The 20,396-nt window shown below is 68.9% G+C and carries 18 protein-coding genes; 3 read left to right on the top strand and 15 right to left on the bottom strand.

Annotated features, from left to right (window positions below; all coding sequences use genetic code 11):
• Positions 1-10: 10 nt before the first annotated feature.
• A complete protein-coding gene (locus HEP75_RS09935) occupies positions 11-1,060 on the bottom strand; it encodes an NAD(P)-dependent alcohol dehydrogenase (protein ID WP_185826310.1) in 1,050 nt (349 codons plus the stop codon).
• 125 nt (positions 1,061-1,185) lie between these two features.
• On the opposite strand from HEP75_RS09935, the gene HEP75_RS09930 reads away from it, so the two are divergent.
• On the top strand, positions 1,186-2,073 hold the full coding sequence (locus HEP75_RS09930) for a LysR family transcriptional regulator (RefSeq protein WP_185826309.1): 888 nt from the start codon (positions 1,186-1,188) through the stop codon (positions 2,071-2,073).
• Between the two features lie 96 nt (positions 2,074-2,169).
• Here HEP75_RS09930 and HEP75_RS09925 read toward each other — a convergent pair whose 3' ends face one another.
• Complete coding sequence (locus tag HEP75_RS09925; protein WP_185826308.1) at positions 2,170-4,086, bottom strand: CocE/NonD family hydrolase; 1,917 nt, start codon at positions 4,084-4,086, stop codon at positions 2,170-2,172.
• Between the two features lie 170 nt (positions 4,087-4,256).
• Here HEP75_RS09925 and HEP75_RS09920 point away from each other — a divergent pair, with 170 nt between their 5' ends.
• The gene (locus HEP75_RS09920) at positions 4,257-5,480 is read left to right on the top strand and encodes a GGDEF domain-containing protein (protein WP_185826307.1); all 1,224 of its coding nucleotides are present in this window, start codon (positions 4,257-4,259) and stop codon (positions 5,478-5,480) included.
• A gap of 48 nt (positions 5,481-5,528) precedes the next feature.
• Here HEP75_RS09920 and HEP75_RS09915 read toward each other — a convergent pair whose 3' ends face one another.
• From HEP75_RS09915 to HEP75_RS09855, 13 genes are all read right to left on the bottom strand, one after another.
• A complete protein-coding gene (locus tag HEP75_RS09915) occupies positions 5,529-6,776 on the bottom strand; it encodes a glutamate-5-semialdehyde dehydrogenase (RefSeq protein ID WP_185826306.1) in 1,248 nt (415 codons plus the stop codon).
• A gap of 181 nt (positions 6,777-6,957) precedes the next feature.
• A complete protein-coding gene (proB, locus tag HEP75_RS09910; protein ID WP_185826305.1) occupies positions 6,958-8,148 on the bottom strand; it encodes a glutamate 5-kinase in 1,191 nt (396 codons plus the stop codon).
• A gap of 16 nt (positions 8,149-8,164) precedes the next feature.
• Positions 8,165-8,422, bottom strand: a complete 258-nt coding sequence (locus tag HEP75_RS09905; RefSeq protein WP_185826304.1) for a hypothetical protein — start codon at positions 8,420-8,422, stop codon at positions 8,165-8,167.
• A gap of 88 nt (positions 8,423-8,510) precedes the next feature.
• The gene (locus HEP75_RS09900) at positions 8,511-9,308 is read right to left on the bottom strand and encodes a hypothetical protein (RefSeq protein WP_185826303.1); all 798 of its coding nucleotides are present in this window, start codon (positions 9,306-9,308) and stop codon (positions 8,511-8,513) included.
• Positions 9,309-9,359: 51 nt separating this feature from the next.
• Positions 9,360-10,658, bottom strand: coding sequence for an argininosuccinate lyase (gene argH / locus HEP75_RS09895; protein WP_185826302.1), 1,299 nt, complete (start codon positions 10,656-10,658; stop codon positions 9,360-9,362).
• 55 nt (positions 10,659-10,713) lie between these two features.
• Positions 10,714-11,682 (bottom strand): N-acetyl-gamma-glutamyl-phosphate reductase, encoded by a 969-nt coding sequence (gene argC / locus HEP75_RS09890; RefSeq protein ID WP_185826301.1) that lies wholly within the window; start codon positions 11,680-11,682, stop codon positions 10,714-10,716.
• On the bottom strand, positions 11,679-12,290 hold the full coding sequence (locus HEP75_RS09885; protein ID WP_185826300.1) for a GNAT family protein: 612 nt from the start codon (positions 12,288-12,290) through the stop codon (positions 11,679-11,681). Before HEP75_RS09885 ends, argC begins: the two co-directional genes overlap by 4 nt.
• Positions 12,291-12,295: 5 nt before the next feature.
• Entirely contained in the window at positions 12,296-13,612 is a 1,317-nt protein-coding gene (locus tag HEP75_RS09880; protein WP_185820381.1) for an acetylglutamate kinase, read from the bottom strand.
• 59 nt (positions 13,613-13,671) lie between these two features.
• On the bottom strand, positions 13,672-14,769 hold the full coding sequence (locus HEP75_RS09875) for an acetylornithine deacetylase (protein WP_185826299.1): 1,098 nt from the start codon (positions 14,767-14,769) through the stop codon (positions 13,672-13,674).
• A gap of 6 nt (positions 14,770-14,775) precedes the next feature.
• Positions 14,776-15,228, bottom strand: coding sequence for a GNAT family N-acetyltransferase (locus HEP75_RS09870; protein WP_185826298.1), 453 nt, complete (start codon positions 15,226-15,228; stop codon positions 14,776-14,778).
• Between the two features lie 188 nt (positions 15,229-15,416).
• On the bottom strand, positions 15,417-16,658 hold the full coding sequence (locus tag HEP75_RS09865; protein ID WP_185826297.1) for an argininosuccinate synthase: 1,242 nt from the start codon (positions 16,656-16,658) through the stop codon (positions 15,417-15,419).
• Positions 16,659-16,730: 72 nt separating this feature from the next.
• Positions 16,731-17,756 carry an N-acetylornithine carbamoyltransferase gene (locus HEP75_RS09860; RefSeq protein ID WP_185826296.1) on the bottom strand — a complete coding sequence of 342 codons (1,026 nt, stop codon included), beginning with the start codon at positions 17,754-17,756 and terminating at the stop codon, positions 16,731-16,733.
• A 303-nt stretch (positions 17,757-18,059) separates the two neighbouring features.
• Positions 18,060-18,587, bottom strand: a complete 528-nt coding sequence (locus HEP75_RS09855; protein WP_185823420.1) for a hypothetical protein — start codon at positions 18,585-18,587, stop codon at positions 18,060-18,062.
• 358 nt (positions 18,588-18,945) lie between these two features.
• Between HEP75_RS09855 and cysS the strand changes: the two genes are divergently transcribed.
• Positions 18,946-20,355: a cysteine--tRNA ligase gene (gene cysS, locus HEP75_RS09850; RefSeq protein WP_185826295.1), complete on the top strand. Its 1,410-nt coding sequence runs from the start codon at positions 18,946-18,948 to the stop codon at positions 20,353-20,355.
• Positions 20,356-20,396 lie beyond the last annotated feature (41 nt).

Raw genomic sequence — 20,396 nt, 5'->3', positions numbered from 1 at the left:
GTCTCTCCGGTCAGGCGGCCAAGGTGGCGTTGTCGATGACGAAGCGATACTTCACATCGCCCTGCAGCATCCGCTCGTAGGCGGCGTCGATCTGGTCGGCGCGGATCAGTTCGATGTCGGCGACGATGTCGTGCTCGGCGCAGAAATCCAGCATCTGCTGGGTCTCGGCAATGCCGCCGATCATCGAGCCGGCCAGAGTGCGGCGCTTCAGGATCAGGTTGAACACCGCCGGCGACGGGTGCGGGCTGGCCGGCGCGCCGACCAGCACCATCGCGCCATCGCGCTTGAGCAGGGCCAGCAACGCGTCCAGATCGTGCGGCGCGGCGACCGTGTTGACGAGCAGGTCGATACTCTGCGCATGCGCCGCCATCTCCTGCGCATTGCGCGACACCACCACCTCGTCGGCGCCCAATGCGAAGGCGGCGTCGCGCTTGGCATCGGAAGTGGTGAACGCGACGACATGCGCGCCCATCGCGTGGGCCAGCTTCACGCCGACGTGGCCGAGCCCGCCGATGCCGACCACGCCCACCTTCTTGCCGGGGCCGGCGCCCCAATGGCGCAGTGGCGAATAGGTGGTAATGCCCGCGCACAGCAGCGGCGCCACCGCCGCCAGTTGCCGTGCCGGATGGCGGATGCGCAGCACGTAGTGTTCGTGGACCACGATCTGCTGCGAATAGCCGCCCAGGGTGTGGCCGGGCGCGTCGGCGGTCGGGAAGTTGTAGGTTCCGGTCATGCCGTCGCAGTAGTTCTCCAGCCCGCTGTCGCACTCCTCGCAGTGCCTGCAACTGTCGACGATGCAGCCGACGCCGACCAGATCGCCGGGCTGGAAACTGGCGACATGCGCGCCGACCGCTGCGACCCGGCCCACGATCTCGTGGCCCGGCACGCACGGGAACCGGGTGCCGGCCCATTCGCCGCGCGCCTGGTGCAGGTCGGAATGGCAGATGCCGCAGAACGCGATGTCGATGCGCACGTCGTGCGGGCCGGGGGGACGGCGCGCGATCCGCATGGGCTGCAGGGGTCTGTCGCCGGCGTAGGTGCCGTAGGCGTTGACGGACATGGTGGGGGGGTTCCGGTGGGACGGGAGGATGGCCATTGTCGGCACACCGCACCCAGCTGATAAGATGATGAATCCTTGCACCCCCTATTAGTCCAGCTAATCAATCGAACTGTCAGACTCGACCCATGGCACGACGCAACCTCAACGACCTGCTGGCCTTCGTCACCGTCGCCCGGGAAGGCAGCTTCACCCGCGCCGGCGCGGCGCTGGGCGTCAGCCAGTCGGCGCTCAGCCAGGCGATCAAGGCGCTGGAAACGCGGCTGGAGATCCGCCTGCTCACGCGTACCACGCGCAGCGTCTCGCCCACCGCGGCGGGCCAGCGCCTGCTGCAGGCCATCGGCAACCGCTTCGACGAGATCGAGTCGGAACTGGACGCGCTGACCGCCCTGCGCGACAAGCCCGCCGGGATCGTGCGCATCACCAGCGGCGACCACATCCTGCACACCACCCTGCTGCCCAAGCTGACCCCGGTGCTGCAGCGCTACCCGGACGTGCAGATCGAATTCGATGTCAGCTACGGCTTCCGCGACATCGTCGCCGACCGTTTCGATGCCGGCGTGCGCCTGGGCGAAAGCCTGGACAAGGACATGATCGCGATGCCGATCGGCCCGCCGCTGCGCATGGCCGCGGCCGCGGCGCCGGCCTACTTCCAGCAGCGACCGGTGCCCAAGCTACCGGGCGACCTGACCCAACACCGCTGCATCAACATCCGCTTCCCCACCCATGGCGGCATCTACGTGTGGGAGTTCGAGCGGCGCAACCGGCAGGTGAACGTGCGAGTCGAAGGCCAGGTGATCTTCAGCACCTCGCCGCCGATCGTGCGCGCCGCGCTGGACGGACTCGGCATCGCGTTCCTGCCCGAGCAGGAATTCGCACCCTATCTCGAAGACGGGCGCCTGGTGCGGGTGCTGGAAGACTGGTGCCCGCCGTTCTCCGGCTACCACCTCTACTACCCCAGCCGCCGCCAGCACTCGCCGGCGTTCTCGCTGGTCCTGGACGCACTGCGTCTGTGAGCCGGGCGCGCGGCGGCGCGATACGGCATGCCGCGCACACGGAATGCGCCGGCTTCGCCGGCGCTGCACACCCGCACGACCGCCCTGCAGCGGCGCTCAGCGCACCGGCAGACTGATGTAGCTCGCCTGCTGCGGCGTGTGCCAGATGCGCTGCGTGGCCTTCTGGTAGTCGCCCGGCTTGGCGAAGTAGATGTTGGGCACGTAGGTCTGCGGGTTGCGGTCGTACAGCGGGAACAGGCTGGACTGCACCTGCACCATCACCCGGTGGCCGCGCTGGAAGGTGTGGTTGGCGGTGGGCAGGCCGAAGCTGTAGGCCAGCGGCTGGTTCGGCGCGATCGGCTTGGGCGTTTCGAAGCTCTCGCGGTAGCGGCCGCGGAAGATCGCCATCGACACCGCCAGTTCGTAGCCGCCCAGTTTCGGATCGGACGCCATTTCGTCCGGATACACATCGATCAGCTTCACCACCCAGTCGCTGTCGCTGCCGCTGGTGGAAGCCTGCAGGTTCACCTCCGGCACGCCGGCGATGCTAAGCGGCGCATCCAGCGGCGCGCTGACGAAGGTCAGCACGTCGGGGCGGCCATCGACGAAGCGCTGGTCGTGCACCAGCCAGCTGGTCCACATGTCGCGATCGCCAAAATCGACCGGGCGCGGCACGAACGGCACCGGCTTGGCCGGGTCGGACACGTACTCCTCGTAGTCGCCCTGCCCGGCCGTGGGCGCGTCGAACGACAGCGTGCCGCCGGCGGTCAGGTACAGCGGCTTGCTGCGCGCCGCGCAGCCCTGTTCACAGCTGCGCGGCCAGGCCTGCAGGCGATCCCAGTGGTTCTCGCCCGTGTTGTAGATGAACACCGGCGGCGTGTCGGCCTTGGCCGCGCCGTCGACCAGGTACTGGTCGAAGAACGGCTTGAGCACGTCGCGGCGGAACTGCAGCGCGGTGTCGCCGTCGAACTTCAGCGCGCCCAGCGCCGAGCCGTCGTAGTTGACCTGGCTGTGCCGCCACGGCCCCATCACCAGATAGTTCCTGTCGTTGCCGGCGTCGCGCGGCTCCATCGCCTGGTAGCTGTGGATCGCGCCCCACATGTCCTCCTGGTCCCACAGGCCCTGCAGCCACATCGTCGGCACCTTCAGCGCGGTACGCGCCATCACCTTGTCCAGCGCCTGGCCCTGCCAGAACGCGTCGTAGGCGGGGTGTTCGGTGAGCTTGTGCCACCACGGCAACTGCTCCAGGCCCGCGGCCTTGGCGTAGTCGCCGGCCGAGCCGGCGCGCAGGAAATTGCTGTAGTCGTCGTGGCCGTGGCGCGGGATGCCGCTGCCCTTGCCGCGCTGGGTCAGCTGGCCGGTGAAGTAGTCGAAGTTGACCTGGCGGAACGCGCCGTAGTTGAGCCAGTCGTCGCCCATCCAGCCGTCGATCATCGGGCTTTCCGGCGCGGCCACCTTCAGCGCCGGATGCGGGTCGGTCAGCGCCATGACCACGGTGAAGCCTTCGTAGGACGAGCCGATCATGCCGACCTTGCCGTTGGACTCGTGCACGTTCTTGACCAGCCAGTCGATCGTGTCCCAGGCGTCGGTGGCATGGTCGACCTTGCTGCCGTTGAGCGGGCCGCGCAACGGCCGGGTCATCACGTAGTCGCCCTGCGAACCGTACTTGCCGCGGATATCCTGGAACACGCGGATATAGCCACCGTCGACGAACACTTCGTCGCCCTGCGGCAACAGGTCGCGCATATGCGGCGAGGCCATGCGGCTGGCGCGGCCGCTGGCGTCGTAGGGCGTGCGCGTCAGCAGCATCGGCGCGTGCTGCGCGCCCTTGGGCAGCACGATCACCGTGTGCAGCTTGACCCCGTCGCGCATCGGGATCATCACCTCGCGCTTGACGTAGTCGTTGGCCTCGGTCGGCGCGACGAAGGCCTTGCCGGTGACATCGGGGGTCATCGGCGCGGTCTGCGCCTGGGCGGCGGTGGCCAGCGCGGCGGCAATGACGGTGGCGAGCAAGCGGGCGGCGATGGGGCGCATGGAACCTCCGGACAGTGAGATCGCGACTGTAGGCGCAACCGCGGCCCTGGCGGAAGTGTCGCTCCCGCCTCGGCGCGCATGGCGGCTGCGTCGTGAACCTGAAGCGGCGGGCCGCAGCGCGGAAAGGCGTCGGCAACGCGCCCCGCCCACGTCGGAACAATGGGGGGATAATGGCGTTTTCCGATAAGGTCTGTCTGGCAGCCGCCCGCCAGTACAAGGCCTTCGTTGCCGCCATGGTCGATGTCCCCACGCTGCTCGGCTACACCACCGTGGTGCTGCTGTGCCTGTCGTTGCTGGTGCTGGTCGCCCGCCCGCAGGCGGGCAAGCGCCTGTGGCTGGCGATGCCGTTCTTCGCAGGCGCCTGCGGCTGCGCCTTCCTGATCCAGCCGCAGGCGTTTCCCGGCAGGCTCGGCCTGCAACTGGGCGCGTTCTGCATCACCCTCGCCTATGCGTTCGGCTGGCAGGCGATCCGCGCGTTCTACGACCGCCCGCCGCGCTGGGGCTGGCTGCTGCTGCCGGCGCTGCTGTGGCTGGGCCTGGCGATCGCCGTGTTCGACCGCTACGGCTGGGCCATGGCCAACGCGGGCCTGCGCGTCGGGCTGGTCTGCCTCTACAGCGCGCTACCGGCGAGAGAACTGTGGCGCCGGCGCAACGGCGGCCTTCCGTCGGCCAGGCTGCTGGCCATCGTGTTCGGGGTGGCCGCAGGGCTGGCGGCGCTGGCGGTGGCCTTCGCGCACTGGCTGCCGCAGCCATTGGGCGCGGCGCCCGCACAGACCTGGGCAGTGGTGTTCTACAACGTGCGGATCCTGCTGCACGTGCTGCTGGCGAGCGCGCTGCTGGTGGCCATGCACAAGGAGCGCGACGCGCTGCGCTACTACGACGACTCGGTGCGCGATCCGATGACCGGCCTGTACAACCGCCGCTTCTTCGAGCAGCGCGCGGAGCAATGGCGCGATCGCGGCGCGCGCCGCCGCTCGGTGCTGTTCTTCGACATCGACCATTTCAAACGCATCAACGACCGCCATGGCCATCGGCTTGGCGACGCGGTCATCGTGCTGGCCGCGCAGGTCGCGCAACGCAGCCTGCGCAAGGGCGACTGGATCTTCCGTTTCGGCGGCGAAGAGTTCGTCTGCGTGCTGCCGGACACCGATCTGGCGCAGGCCAACGCGATGGCCGAGCGGCTGCGCCTGGCGTTCATGGCCGACGCCAGGGAAGTGGAAGGACGCCGCATCGACGCCACCATCAGCATCGGCGTGGCGACCTCGGTCGGCGGCGTGCCGCGGATCGATGCACTGGTGGCGGAAGCCGACCGCATGCTCTACCGGGCCAAGGCCGCAGGACGCAACCGCGTGGTATCCAGCATCAACCACGATCCGCTGCCGACCGGATCCTAGGTGCTCCGCCTGCCGCGCCGTTACCGCAGCGCAGGCAGGTAGCAACGGTCAGTGCCGCACCTGCCCCGCGCCGCGCACCACGAAGCGCTCCACGGTCAGCGCTTCCAGGCCCATCGGGCCGTAGGCGTGCAGGCGCGTGGTGGAGATGCCGATCTCCGCGCCCAGGCCGAGTTCGCCGCCGTCGGAAAAGCGCGAGGAGGCGTTGACCATCACCACCGCCGCGCGCAGCGCCTGCACGAACGCCTCGGCGTTGGCCGCATCGGCGGTGGCGATGACTTCGGTGTGGTCCGAGCCGTAGTGGCGGATATGCGCGATCGCCGCGTCCAGGTCCGGCACCACGCGGATCGCCAGGATCAGGTCGAGGAATTCGGCGGCGTAGTCGGCATCGCTGGCCGCGTCGATGTCCGGCAGCAGGTCGCGGCTGGCGTCGTCGCCGCGCAGGGCCACGCCGCGCTGCTGCAGCGCCTGCGCCGCCAGCGGCAGGAAGCGCTCAGCGACGTCGGCGTGCACCAGCAGCGTCTCCAGCGAATTGCACGCGGCCGGGCGCGTGGTCTTGCCGTCCACCAGCAGCTTCACCGCCAGCGCCAGGTCCGCCGAGGCGTCCACGAACAGGTGGCACACGCCCTTGTAGTGCTTGATCACCGGCACCCGCGCGTGCTCGGCGACGAAGCGGATCAGGCCCTCGCCGCCGCGCGGGATCGCCAGGTCGACGATGTCGTTGAGCTGCAGCAGTTCCAGCATGGTCTCTCGGCGCAGGTCCTCGACCAGGGTCAGCGCGTCCTCGCCGATCCCGGCTTCGCGCAACGCGCGCCGCAGCGCGGCGGCGATCGCGGTGTTGGAATGGATCGCCTCGGAGCCGCCGCGCAGGATCACGCCATTGCCGGCCTTGATGCACAGCGCCGCGGCATCGGCAGTGACGTTCGGGCGCGCCTCGTAGATCATCGCGATCACGCCAAGCGGCACCCGCACCTTCTGCACGCGGATGCCGTTCGGGCGCACGTCGTCGCGGGTGACCTGACCGACCGGATCGGGCAGCGCCGCCACTTCGCGCAGCGCCGCAACGACGCCGGCCAGGCGCTTGCCGTCCAACGCCAGCCGATCGAGCATCGCACTGCCGACGTCCTTGGCCCGCGCCGCCTCCAGGTCGCGCGCATTGGCGGCGAGGATCGTCTCCGCATCCGCTTCCAACGCGGCCGCCATCGCCTCCAGCAAGGCCTGCTTGGCCGCCGAGGACAACTGCGCCAACGCCTGCGCGGCGTCGCGGCATTGCAGGGCTTGGATTCGGATCGTGCTCATGGATGGTTCCAGTTTGTTCGGGACTCGGGACTCGGGACTCGGGACTCGGGACTCGGAAAGGCTGTGCGGGCGGCGGGAACTGTCAAGCCATCGATGCGAAAGCGTTGGACTCGTTCTCGCATTTGCCGAAGGTGCGCGATGCGATGGCGTGTCGGCCTGCGCATGCGCCGGCCGGCCGCGCTTACACCGAGTCCCGGGTCCCGAGTCCCGAGTCCCGAATCACCACCAGATCGTCGCGGTGAATCACATTCTCTCCATAGCTATACCCCAGGATCGATTCGATGTCGCGCGAGTGGCGGCGGGCGATGCGGCGCACGTCGGCGGCGGAGTACTGGCTGACGCCGCGCGCCAGGCAGCGCTCGCCGGCGCCGTCGCTCAGGCGCACCTCGACCATGTCGCCGCGGCGGAAGTCGCCTTCGGCACCGGCCACGCCGCCGGGCAGCAGCGAGGCGCCCTTGTCGGCCAGCGCGGCGGCGGCGCCGGCGTCGACCAGGATCGCGCCGGGTTCCACCGGCACCTGGCGCAGCCAGTACTTGCGTGCGGCGATGCGGGTGCGCGCGGGATGGATGCGGGTGCCGCGCAGGCGGTCCTGGGCCAGGCCGCGCACCACCTCGGCGCTGCGGCCGTTGAACAGGTAGGTCTCGATGCCGGCGGCGCCGGCCTTGGCTGCCGCCTCCAGCTTGGTGCGCATGCCGCCGGTGCCGACGCTGCTGGCGCTGCCGCCGGCCATCGCCAGCACCGCCGCGGTCAGCTCGGGGACGTCGTCCAGCGGCTGCGCACGCGGGTCGCTGCGCGGATCGGCGGTGTACAGGCCGTCGATGTCGGTGGCGATGAACAGCGCGTCGGCATCGACCAGCGCGGCGACGATCGCCGCGAGATTATCGTTGTCGCCGAGCTTGAGCTCGTCCACCGACACGGTGTCGTTCTCGTTGACCACCGGCAGCGCGCCCAGCCGCAACAGCTCGCCCAGGGTGGCGCGCGCGTTGAGGTAGCGGCGGCGGTTGCGCAGGTCGTCGTGGGTCAGCAGCACCTGCGCCACCGGGCGCTCGAAGAAGCGCTGCCACAGCGCGATCAACTGCGCCTGGCCGAGTGCGGCCAGCGCTTGTCGCGCGGCGATCGCCGCGCCTGCCTCGGCGGCCCGCGGCAGGATCGCGCGGCCGGCGGCGACCGCGCCGGAGGACACGATCACCAGTTCGCGCCCGACCGCCAGATTGGCCGAGACGAACTGCGCCAGCCCCAGCGCGTAGCGCGGCGACAGCCCGCCGCCGCCATCGGCGGCGAGCAGGCTGCTGCCGACCTTGAGCACCGCGCGCCGCCACGGCGGCAACGCCTGCTCGACGAACGCAGATGCGCCAGCGGTCACGACATTCATCGCCGCCGCGCCCGACTCATTGCGCGTTCCATGCATACACGCTCAGTTCGGACGCGTCGGCGATCGCCAGCGGATCCTCGGCGACGATCGCCCGCGCCTGCTCCAGGCTGGCGACGTTCTTCAGCAGGTAGGCGCCGCCGCTGCCATCGCCGAAACCGCCGGCCAGTTCCAGCAGGCCGCGCGCGCGCAATGCGGCGAGAAAATCGCGGTGCGGCTGCACCACCGACGGCGGAAAGTCCGGCTTGCGCATCGCCATCACCAGGTACAACGTCATCCCGCTTCTCCTCGATCGACTACGTCACCACCCGGCCAGCGTGGCCGTCCGCCATTCCCGCAGCGCCTGCCAGCGGCCGCTGTCGACACTAGCGCACCACAGCCATGCGCGTCGCCGCGAAGTAGTGCAGCAGGCGCCGCATCTTGTCCTGCGCCGCAGCGTCGCCGCCATCCTCGTCCATCCAGCTGGCGTCGGCTTCGGGATGCGGACCGGTCAGCAGCACCGTGCCGGCGCCATAGCCGTAGCGGGCCATGGCCACGTCGCCGTTGCGGTAGTGGGCGATCGGCGCATAGCCCGACGCGGCGTTGCCGGTGAAATACGGACCGTCCTGATAGTAGACGCGTTCCAGCGTCCCGTCCCAGCGCACATCGATCGTATGGTCGCCCTCGTCGTCGATACCCGAGTCCGGGCGTCCGACCTCCGATAGCAGCGCCACGTCGACCAGCCCCATCCAGTCGCGGTCGGCGAGATAGGCGCCCATGCACAGGCCCAGGAAGCCCTTGCCGCCGCGCACGAACGCGCGGATCGCATCGGCACCGTCGTCGCCGATGGCGGCGTAGGCGGCGGGAATGTCCTGCCCGCCGCCGGGCTGGATGTACAGGTCGAATCCGCTCAGCGTGCGCGCGTTCACCTTGAGCGGCTCGCGCTCGCCGACATAGGCGACTTCGAGCTTCAGGCCGCTTCCGCGCAACGCTTTCACCACCATTTCCGAACAACCGCGGCAACCGGCCTTGCCCCGGTACACCGCCACCTTCAGCGCGTCACCGGCTGCGGCTGCCGCATGCGCCGGAAAGCACAGCGCCAGCAGCAGCGGCAACAGCAACGCCGCCAGCGCGGCCCAGCCAAGGCGCTTGGCTACCTGCGGCAGCGCGGTCGATCGGTTCATGCATCCTCCTTCCGATGAAAACCCATAAACCCAGCGCGGCAGCCTGCTGCCTCAGCCGGCCAGTGCGTCCCAGCGCGCCTGCAGTTCCGCCAGACGCAGATCCGCGGCGGCGCCGGGCGAGACCCGCGCGGCCAGGCTGCCTTCCGGCGTGCGCCCCTGCCCTGCGCTGGCGGCCGACGCAGCCGCCGCCTGGTAGGCCTCGCGGAACGGCACGCCGGCCAGCGCCGCCTCGACCGCGACGTCGGTGGCGTACATGCCCGAGTCGATCGCCGCGCGCAGCCTGTCTTCGCGCCACTCCAGGTTGGCCAGCAGCGCCGGCAGCAGTTCCAGCGCGGCCAGGCCGCGGCCGAAGCCGTGGAAGATCGCGCCCTTGCTGCTTTGCAGGTCGCGGTGGTAGCCGGACGGCAGCGACAGTAACTGTTCGATCTCGGTACGCGCCGCGGCCACGCTGGCGTGGGTCGCGCGCATCAGTTCGATCACGTCCGGATTGCGCTTGTTGGGCATGATCGAGCTGCCGGTGGTGTACTGCGCCGGCAAGGCGACGAAGCCGAACTCGCCGCTGGTGAACAGCGACAGGTCCCAGGCCAGCCGGCGCAGGTCCAGGGTCGCGCTGCCCAGCGCTTCCAGCGCGGCCATCTCGAACTTGCCGCGCGACAGCTGCGCGTAGATCGGACTGATCTGCATGCGCGCGAAGCCGAGCGCGGCGGTGGTGTGCTCGCGGTCGAGTTTCAGATTGACGCCGTAGCCGGCAGCGGTGCCGAGCGGGTTGGCGTCGATCAGACGCAGCGTGTCCTGGGCGCGGATCGCATCGTCGATGAAAGCCTCGGTCCAGCCGGCCCACCACATCCCCGCCGAGGACACTACGGCGCGCTGGATATGCGTGTAGCCCGGAAGAGGCAGCGCCTGCTCGGCCTGCGCGCGGTCCAGTGCGACCTTGGCGATCTCGCGGCTCAGCTGCGCCAGTTGCGCCAGCCGTTCCTTCAGCCACAGTCGGGTGGCGACCAGGATCTGGTCGTTGCGGCTGCGCCCGGTGTGGATCTTGCGGCCGGCATCGCCCAGGCGCTCGGTGAGCCGCGCCTCGATCGCCGAATGGCCGTCTTCGAAGCGCTCGTCGAGCACGAACGCGCCGCTGCGGAAATCCTCGGCCAGGATCGCCAGTTCGCGCTGCAGCCCGGCCAGCTCGTCGGCCGACAGGATGCCGATGCGCTGCAGGCCTTCGGCATGCGCGCCGCTGGCGGCGATGTCGTGCAGGAAGAATTCGCGATCCAGGATCACGTCGTCGCCAGCCAGGAACGCCTGGATCTTGGCATCGACGGCGACGCCGGGCTTTTGCCAGAGGAGATTGGTCATTTTTTGCGGGAATCGGGAATGGGGAATGGGGAGTCGAAAGCCGCGGCAAGGAAGCTCATTGGGTCCGCCCCACCACCGGAATCGCGGTCAGTTCGTCCAAGCCCAGCGCCAGGTTGAGGTTCTGCATCGCCTGGGTCGCTGCGCCCTTGAGCAAGTTGTCCAGGGTCGCCACCACCACCAGGCGCTTGTTGCCCGGGGCCAGGGTGAAGCCGCCGATCTGCACGCCGTGCTTGCCGGCGATGCGGCTGACCCAAGGCGCCTCGTCGAGCACCTCGATCAGCGGTTCGCCGGCGTAACGCTCGCGGTAGCGGCGCTGGATCGCGTCCAGCGCCAGCGGTTGCTGCAGCCACAGGTTCACGGTCATGGTGATGCCGCGGAAATGCGGCGCCACGTGCGGCATGAACTCCACCGGCACGCCCAGTTGCGTGGACACTTCGCGCTCGTGCATGTGGTCGGTCAGCGCGTACGGCATCAGGTTGTCGCGCAGCAGCTCGGGGTTGTTCTTGTCCGACGGCGTGGTGCCGGCGCCGGAATAGCCGGACACGCCGAAGCACTGCGGTGGGCCGGCCAACTGGTCGAGCAGCGGCGCGATCGCCAGCTGCATCGCGGTGGCGTAGCAGCCGGGATTGCTGATCCGCTTCTGCCCGGCATAACGGCCGCGGGTCAGTTCCGGCAGGCCGTAATACCAGCTGGAATCGAAGCGGTAGTCCGCCGACAGATCGACGACGATGGTTTCGGCCGCCACCGCGTCCAGCGCCGCCACGTAGGGCGCGGCCTTGCCGTTGGGCAGTGCCAGCACCACCGCATCGGCGCGCTTGGCCGCCACCGCCTCGGCGTCCAGATTTTCGTATCGCAGCTCGCCGTGATACCCCGCGCTGTGCTCGGCCACGCGTTGGCCGGCCAGCTCGCGCGAGGACACGAAGGCCAGGTGCAGCTGCGGATGCGCGGCGACCAGCTTGATCAGTTCGGCGCCGGTGTGGCCGCGTGCGCCGACGATGCCGACGCCATGGGTGTTGGAAGTCATGTATGCGAGTCCAGGCGGAACTGCAGGTGGCGTTTCACCCCGGCCCATTCCGTATCGATGATGGAGAACACCACGGTATCGCGCGGCGTGCCGTCGGCGTGGCGCTTGTGGTTGCGCAGCACGCCGTCCTGCTTGGCGCCGAGCCGGGCGATGGCGGCGCGCGAGGTGTGGTTGAACCAACTGGTTTCGAAGCCGACGCTGATGCACTGCAAGGTCTCGAACGCGTACTGCAGCAGCATGCGCTTGACCTCGGTATTGACCCCGCTGCGCTGCACGCGCGGCGCATACCAGGTGTAGCCGATCAGCAGCGTCGGCACCTCGGCGTCCAGGCCGTAGAAGCGGGTGCTGCCGACGACCGCGCCGGCCGCATCGCGCACCGCGAACGGCAGCACGCGGCCCTGCGCCTGCGCGTCCAGCGCCGCGGCCACATAGCCATCGACCTGGTCCGGCGCCGGCACGCTGGTGTACCACAGCCGCTCCAGGCCGCTGCCGTGCAGCGCCGCGCGCAAGGCGTCGGCATGCGCATGCTGCAACGGCTCCAGCGATGCATGCCGGCCCTGCAGGGTCGGCACGGCGCGCCACAGCGCAGGCAGCAGATCCAGGCTCATCGCGCTCAGCCCAGCAGGGTCGGCTTGCGCGTGGCGCAATGCGCCACGCAGTGCTGGATCTGCTCGAAGTTCTCCAGCCCGTACCAGAACACCTTCCACTTCTCCTGCTTGAAGCAGCCGTCGGATTCGGCGTAGTAGAAGATGTTGACCTGGTTGTTGTGGCGCGAGCGCCAGAACAGCTGCGGGGTCTCCTCGCGCATCACGTTCCACACCGCGCGGCCCAGGCCTTCGCCCTGCGCGTCGTCGAGCACCGCGAACTTGTCCAGGTAGGTGTAGCCATCCTCGTTGGTCAGGATCACCGCGGCGCGGTAGTTTTCGCTGACATAGGCGCGCAGCAGCCGGGTCTTGTCGAAATAGTCCGGCACCAGGGTGCGGCCGAAGCTGGATTCGATCAGCGACTTCAGCCGCTGCGTGTCCAGCTCGCTCCACGCCGTGGCGCGCAGCACCTTCTCGCCGCGCCGCACCAGCGTGCCCGAACCCTTGTGGGTGAACAGTTCCTTGGCCAGATCGGCCGGGCGCGTGATCGACACCGACGATTCCAGCGGCAGGCGGTCCAGCAGATCCTTGATCTGCTCGATCTTGACCCGCATGCCGCCGTTGATCCACGGCTGCTGCATCAGATGCGCATACTCGGTGGACAGGTTGATCGAATCGATCACCCTGCCCTCCTCGTCGAGCAGCCCGCCGGTGCCGGTGAGGAAGATGATCTTGTACGGCTGCAGTTCCTGCACCAGTTCGTTGGCGGCGAAATCGGCGTTGATGTTGAGGATCTGCCCGCTCGGAGTTTCGCCCAGGCTGGTGATCACCGGGATCGAGCCGGCCTGTAGGCTGGCCTCGATCGGCGCCAGGTTCACCGCCTTGACCTCGCCGACCAGGCCATAGGTGTCTCGGTCCAGATACTGCGCCTCGAACACCCCGCCGGTGATCGAGGTAGCGCGCGCGCCGTTCTGCTGCAGCGCTTCGACCAGCTTGAGATTGGAGGCCTGGAACACCTTGCGCACGATCGCCAGCGCTTCCGGCGAGGTCACCCGCAGGCCGTTGACGGTCTGCTTCTCGATACCGGCGGCCGACAGCTCCGCATCCAGCTGCGGGCCGGCACCGTGCAGCACGATCGGGGTCAGCCCGACTTCCTGCAGGAACGACAGCGACGAGGTCAGCGCCTCCAGATCGTCGCGCAGCACCGCGCCGCCGACCTTGACCACGGCGAAGCGCTTGGCGTCCAGCTGCGAAAAGCGCTTGAGGTACTGGCTGATCTCCTTGGCGCTGGCCATGCTCGAGAGCAGGCGGACGATGGTCTGGCGGGTTTGCTTGTTGGCGTGCATGGCGGTGATGGCGGTTCCGTGATCCGGGATGGAAGGGCCGTGGCCCCGGCGGCGCGCGCTTAGCGCACGCCGTTGATGATGCGGTCCACCGAGGTCGCGTAGCGCTGCAACTGCTGCAGCGTCACGAACTCGTCGGCGGTGTGCGCCTGGGCGATGTCGCCCGGGCCGTAGACCAGCGCGGTGTAGCCGCCGGCCGAGAACAGCGAGGCCTCGGTCCAGAAGTCCACCGCATTGCCGATCGGCAGGTGCAGCGCATCGGCGACGTCGCGCGCGGCCAGGCGCTTGTCCTCGGCGTGCGCGATATCCCCCGACGGCAGGCTCGGCCCGCGGAAGGTCTCCTCGAAGTGCGCGGCGGCCGGATCGGCGAAACCGGCGAAGGTCGCCAGCAGCGCGTCCACGTCCATCGACGGCAGCGGCCGGAAACCGAACCGCAACTCTGCGGCCGGCGCGATCATGTTGGCCTTGATGCCGCCCTCGACCCGGCCGATGTTGAAGCGCAAGCCGGTCAGGCCGCCGAAGCGCGCATGCGCCAGCGACTCGACATGGTCCAGCGCCTTGCCGCCCCAGCGCAGCGCCTGGTGCAGCGCGCTGGCCGACGGATCCTGCTTGCCCGACGCATGCCCGGCGCGGCCGGCGAAGCGCATCAGCACCGAACTGATGCCGCGATGCGCCAGTACCGCCTCGCTCATCGTCGGCTCGGCCACCAACACCGCCTCGTAGGGAATGCGGCGCTCCAGGAACGCGGCGATGCAGCGCGGATCGTTGGCTTCCTCGTCGCTGGAGAACAGGAACGCGGCATCGCCATCGCCGGCATTGGCCGCCGCCACCAGCGCCGCGGCCGCGCCCTTGATGTCGCACACGCCCAGGCCGATCACGCGGTCCTCGGTGCGGCGCATGCGATGCGGGTCGGCGCTCCAGTGCGGCGAATCCGGCACTGTGTCCAGGTGCACGTTGAACAGGTACCGGGGCGTGCCGCGCACCGCGTACAGGCTGACCGCGCCGGCGCCGTGATCGATCACCTCGACCTGGAATCCGGGCAGCTGCGCACGCAGGTAATCGAAGATGCCATCGGTGCCGATCGCGCGCGGCGGATTGCGGGTGTCGAAGGACACCAGCTGCTGCAGGTGCGCGAGGGTGGGTTCGAGCAGATCGGTCATGGCGGGTCAGGCAACCGTGGTGCTGGTGCGGTAGAGGTCGGGATGGGCGATTTCCATCAGCGACTGCGGACGCGCTGGCGCGGCGAAGCCGTGCCGGGCGTACAGCGCATGCGCGTCGGAGGTCGCGAGCATGAAGCGGCGCAGGCCCTGCAGCTGCGGGTGCGCCATCACTGCGGCGACCAGTTGCTTGCCGTAGCCGCGGCCGCGATACGCGTCGAGCACGAACACGTCGGCCAGATAGGCGAACGTGGCGAAATCGGAGATCACCCGCGCGAACGCCACCTGCCCGTCGCCCTCGACGTAGCCGCCGAAGCACAGCGAACCGGCGATCGCCCGCTGCACCGTGTCCAGCGGGATGCCCAGGCACCAATAGGCCTGTTCGCTGAGGAAACGATGGATCAGCGGCAGATCCAGTTCCTGCTTGTCGGTGCTGATACGCAGTTGGTGCATGGGTTCCATCACAGCAGCCCTTCTCCCATCGGGAGAAGGTGCCCCGAAGGGGCGGATGAGGGTACGGGCGAAGCCTGGTGAATCGAATCTCGCGCGAGCGGGTGAAGGTGCGGGGAAGCTTGCGCGGTCGAAACGTTGTGAGGCTGCGCACGTACCCTCACCCCAACCCCTCTCCCGACGGGAGAGGGGCTTTACCTTCAGCGATTGACCTGGGCGTACAGCGTCGAGCTCATCCCGAACAGCTTGATGAAGCCTTCCGCCTCGGCCACGCCCCAGTCCGCCGACTGCGCGTAGGTCGCGCCCTTGGCATTGAGCAGGTGCGGCGACTTCACCGCCACCGCATCGACGCGGCCGCCGCGGGTTTCCAGCGTCACTTCGCCGTTGACCTTGGCCTGCGAGGAATCCAGGAACGCCTCCAGGTCGGTCTTCAAGGGATCGTGGTAGAAGCCTTCGTAGACCAACTCCACCCACTTGCGCGCAACGTCCGGCTTGAAGCGGTTCTGCTGCTTGGTCAGCACCGCGTCTTCCAGCGCGCGGTGCGCGGCCAGCAGCGCGATCAGGCCCGGCGCCTCGAACACGATGCGGCCCTTCAGCCCGATCACGGTGTCGCCGGTGTACATGCCGCGGCCCACGCCGTACGGGGCGAACAGCTTGTTGAGCTTGGCCAGCAGCTTGGCGCCGTCCAGCGGCTTGCCGTCCACCGCCACCGCTTCGCCGTGCTCGAACTTCACCGTCACCGTCAGCGGCTCGATCGGCCACGCGCTGCGCGGCGCGCACCAGCCGCGGGTGCCCTCACCCGGCGCTTCCCAACAGTCGATCTCGCCGCCGGACATGGTCACGCCCAACAGGTTCTCGTTGATCGTGTACGCCTTCTGCTTGGCGCGCACGCCGAAACCGCGCTCTTCCAGATACTTCTGCTCGTAGGCGCGGGTCTGGGTGTGCTCCTTCTGGATCTCGCGGATCGGGGCGACGATCTCGTAGTCGCCCAGCGCCTTGACCGCCAGGTCGAAGCGCACCTGGTCGTTGCCCATGCCGGTGCAACCGTGCGCGATGATCCGGGTGCCCAGCTCGTCGGCGCGCTTGAGCGCGGCATCGACGATCAGGTAGCGGTCGGACACCAGCAGCGGGTACTGGCCCTGGTAGCCCTCGCCAGCCCACACGAACGGCTTGACGAAGCCGTTCCAGATCGCCGGGCCGCCATCGACGGTGACGTGGCTGGCCGCGCCCAGTTCGGCGGCACGCTTCTCGATGAAGTCGCGCTCCTCGTCGTCCACCCCGCCGGTATCGGCGAACACCGTGTGCACGGCATAGCCCTTGGCCTGCAGATAGGGAATGCAGAAGCTGGTGTCCAGGCCGCCGGAGAAGGCCAGGACGATGTCCTTGGTGCCGGGAGTCGGGATTGGGGATTCGGGATTGGTGGAAGCGGTTTGCTGCGACATGGGGGAATCTCTCTGCGGTTGACTAATTAAGAGCGGAAAGGGATGTCGCCGTTGCGAATCCCCAATCCCGAATCACGAATCCCGGCGGCCCTGGCCCGCCAGGGCCGCCATGATCGCCTTCTGCACATGCAGCCGGTTCTCGGCTTCGTCGATGGCGATGCAGTTCGGCGAATCCATCACCGCGTCGGTGGCCTTGACGTTGCGGCGCAGCGGCAGGCAGTGCGAGAACACGCCGTTGTTGGTCAGCGCCATCTTGCGCTCGTCGACGATGAAGTGCTGGTACTGGTCGCGGATCGGCTTCTCCGGGCCCCAGTTGCCGAAGAACGGCAGCGCGCCCCAGCTCTTGGCGTAGACCACGTCGGCGCCGGCGTAGGCGCTGTCGATGTCGTGGCTGACCTGCAGCGAGCCGCCGCTCTCGGCCACGTTCTGCGCCGCCCAGTCCATGTAGCGCTGGTCCAGCACGTAGTCCGGGGTCGGGCACAGCAGGGTCACGTCCATCCCCAAGCGGGTGGCAATGGTCAGCGCCGAATTGGCCACCGCGGTGTTCAGCGGCTTGGGGTGGTAGGTCCAGGTCAGCACGTACTTCTTGCCGCGCAGGTCCTGGGTGCCGAAATGCTCCTGCAGCGCCAGCGCGTGCGCCAGCTCCTGGCACGGATGGGTGATGGTCTCCATGTTGATCACCGGCACCGGCGAGTATTTTGCGAAGCTCTTCAGCACCTGGTCCTCGCGGTCCTTGGACCAGTCCACGAACTTCGGGAACGCGCGCACCCCGATCAGGTCGACGTAGCGGCCGAGCACCCGCGCCACCTCGGCGATGTGCTCCTCGGTGTCGCCGTCCATCACCGTGCCCAGGTCGAACTCGATCGGCCACGCGTCCTTGCCCGGCTGCAGCACCACCGCATGCCCGCCCAGCTGGAACGCGCCCAACTCGAAACTGGTGCGGGTGCGCATCGAAGGGTTGAAGAACACCAGCGCGATCGACTTGCCCTTCAGCTCGCTGCCCAGCTTGTTGCGCTTGAACAGCGCGGCCTGGGTCAACAGCGCGTCCAGCTCGGCCCGGCTCCAGTCCTGGGTGTTCAAGAAGTGCTTCAGAGACATCGGTCCATCCTTTGCTGCGTGGAGCCACCGCGGCGGTGGCGTGCGCGGGACGCGCGTTAGTCAGTTCTTTACGGGTGAAACCTTTCCGGGGTATGAAAACGAAAAAACCCAGCCTCGGGCTGGGTTTTTCAGAACGAACGGCACAGCGTTCCGGTTACCCAGCCAGGATGTGGGATTCCGGTCGACGCGCGCGCGACGTCATGCCCGAAGCCATGCGTGCGGCGCTGAGATCGTGCTGGGGCAGGTTCGCTTTCATCGGCGCGCATCCTCGCACGCGCACGCCGCAGGCGCAAGCGCGCGCGCTCATCGCGGCGGCACCACGACCGCGTCGGGCACGTACGGCGCCACCGACACGCGGATGCGCAGCCGGTTGCCCGGATCCTCCGGCAACCGCGAGCGGTACTTGGTGCCCTTGTAGACATAGTCCACGTCGTAGGCGATCGGACGCCGGAACTCGCGGCCGACCTCGACGGTGCGGCAGTTGCGCCCGCTCGACGCCGGCACAGGCGCGGCCGCGGCCGGCGCGGGCGCCTCCTCGTGGCGGCGGCTGAAGATGTCCTTGACCGAATCCATCAGCCGGTTCAGGCGGCTGTCGTCTTCCGGTTTGACCGGGGCTGGCGCCGGGGCCGGCGTCTGCACCGGGTCGCATTGCTGTTCGGTGCGGGTGGCGCGCAGGGTCTGGTAGACCGGCTCCACGTTCAGCACCTGCGCGTAGTCGAGCTTGACGTTCTCGATCACCACCACGCGGTTGCGCGCCTCGCTGTCCTGCGCCCAGGCCGGCGCGGCGCATGCGAACAGGCCGACCAGCGGCAACAACAGGTACGGACGCATCGGCACCAGGCTTCGAAGGACAGATCGATCAGTGTAGGCATCGCAGCTTGCGTCGGGCTGAACGCGAGCCTACGGTTCGGTGGCCTGTCCCGGCTTGGGGTGGGACATGTTCCGTTCCCGGGCAGGTCGCACCGATTTCGTGCGTGCAGCGGCAAGGAAGCGCTAGGAAGCCGACACTTTCGACAACGCGGCAGCCGGCGCGCGCAAGCGCGGTCCTGCGGGTCGTGCCTGGCAGGTCGCCAGCCGGCGCGACGCGACTGTACCTTGCCGCACCACACGACCCGGCCCAGCCCGGAAGGGATGAGACGCCCTGGGCCGCTGCCGGTAGAATCGCAAGGCTTCCCCACGCCCGATGCCGATGAGCCTGCGCCTGCACAACAACCTGACCCGCCGGGTCGATGCCTTCGAACCGCTGGATCCGGTCGCCGGTCCCACGCTGTATGTCTGCGGCCCCACCGTCTACAACTACGCGCACATCGGCAACGCGCGCGGCCCGGTGGTGTTCGACGTGTTGGCGGCCCTGCTGCGGCGCCGCTACGGCGCGCTGCGCTACGCGCGCAACATCACCGACGTGGACGACAAGATCAATGCCGCCGCGCAGGCGCAGGGCGTGCCGATCGCCACCATCACCGACCGTTTCGCCGCCATCTACCGGCAGGACATGGCCGCGCTAGGGGTGGCCCCGCCGGACCTGGAGCCGGAGGCGACCGCGCACATCCCGCAGATCGTGGCGATGATCGAGCGGCTGATCGGCAACGGCCACGCCTATGCCGCCGAGGGCCACGTGCTGTTCGCGGTGGCCAGCTTCGCCGGCTACGGCAAGCTGTCGCGGCGCGACCCGGAAGAGATGCTGGCCGGCGCCCGCGTCGAAGTGGCCCCGTACAAGCGCGACCCGGGCGACTTCGTGCTGTGGAAGCCGTCCAGCGACGACCTGCCGGGCTGGGATTCGCCGTGGGGCCGCGGCCGCCCCGGCTGGCACATCGAATGCTCGGCGATGGCCGCCGCGCACCTGGGGCCGACCATCGACATCCATGCCGGCGGCGTGGACCTGCAGTTCCCGCACCACGAGAACGAGATCGCGCAGAGCGAGTGCGCCCACGGCGGCGCCACCTTCGCCCGGTTCTGGCTGCACAACGGCATGCTCAACTTCAGCGGCGCGAAGATGAGCAAGTCGCTGGGCAACATCGAGACCGTGCACGACCTGATCGCCCGGCATCCGCCGGAAGCGCTGCGCTATGCGCTGTTGAGCGCGCACTACCGGCAGCCGCTGGATTGGTCCGATGCGCTGATCGAGCAATGCAAGAACACCCTGGACCGGCTGTACGGCACCTTGCGCGCGCTGGACGCGGTGCAGGCCACCGCGTCGATCCCGCAGGCGATCGAGGCCGCGCTGGAAGACGACCTCAACACGCCGCAGGCGCTGGCCGAAGTGGCGCGGATCGCGACGGTGGCGCGGCAGCTGCTCGCGCCGGCCGGCGGTCCTGAAACAACGCGCGACGCACAGCTGCAGGCGCAATTGCAGCAGGCCAAGTCCGACCTGCTCGGTGCCGGCCTGGCGCTGGGCCTGCTGCAGCAGACGCCCGAGGCCTGGTTCAACCGCGGCGTCGGCGACGGCGACGATGCGCGCATCCAGGCGCTGATCGACGAACGTACCGTCGCAAAGAAGAACCGAGATTTCGCCCGCGCCGACGCGATCCGCCAGGAGCTGGCCGAGGAAGGCGTGGTATTGGAAGACACCGCGCAAGGCGTACGTTGGAAGCGTGGCTGAGATTTTCCCTTCTCCCCTCGGGAGAAGGTGCCCCGAAGGGG

It is taken from the genome of Xanthomonas sp. SI (genome assembly GCF_014236855.1).
GTDB lineage: Bacteria > Pseudomonadota > Gammaproteobacteria > Xanthomonadales > Xanthomonadaceae > Xanthomonas_A.
Note: the sequence above shows the minus strand (reverse complement) of the source record. Positions and strands in the feature narration are given on the sequence as shown.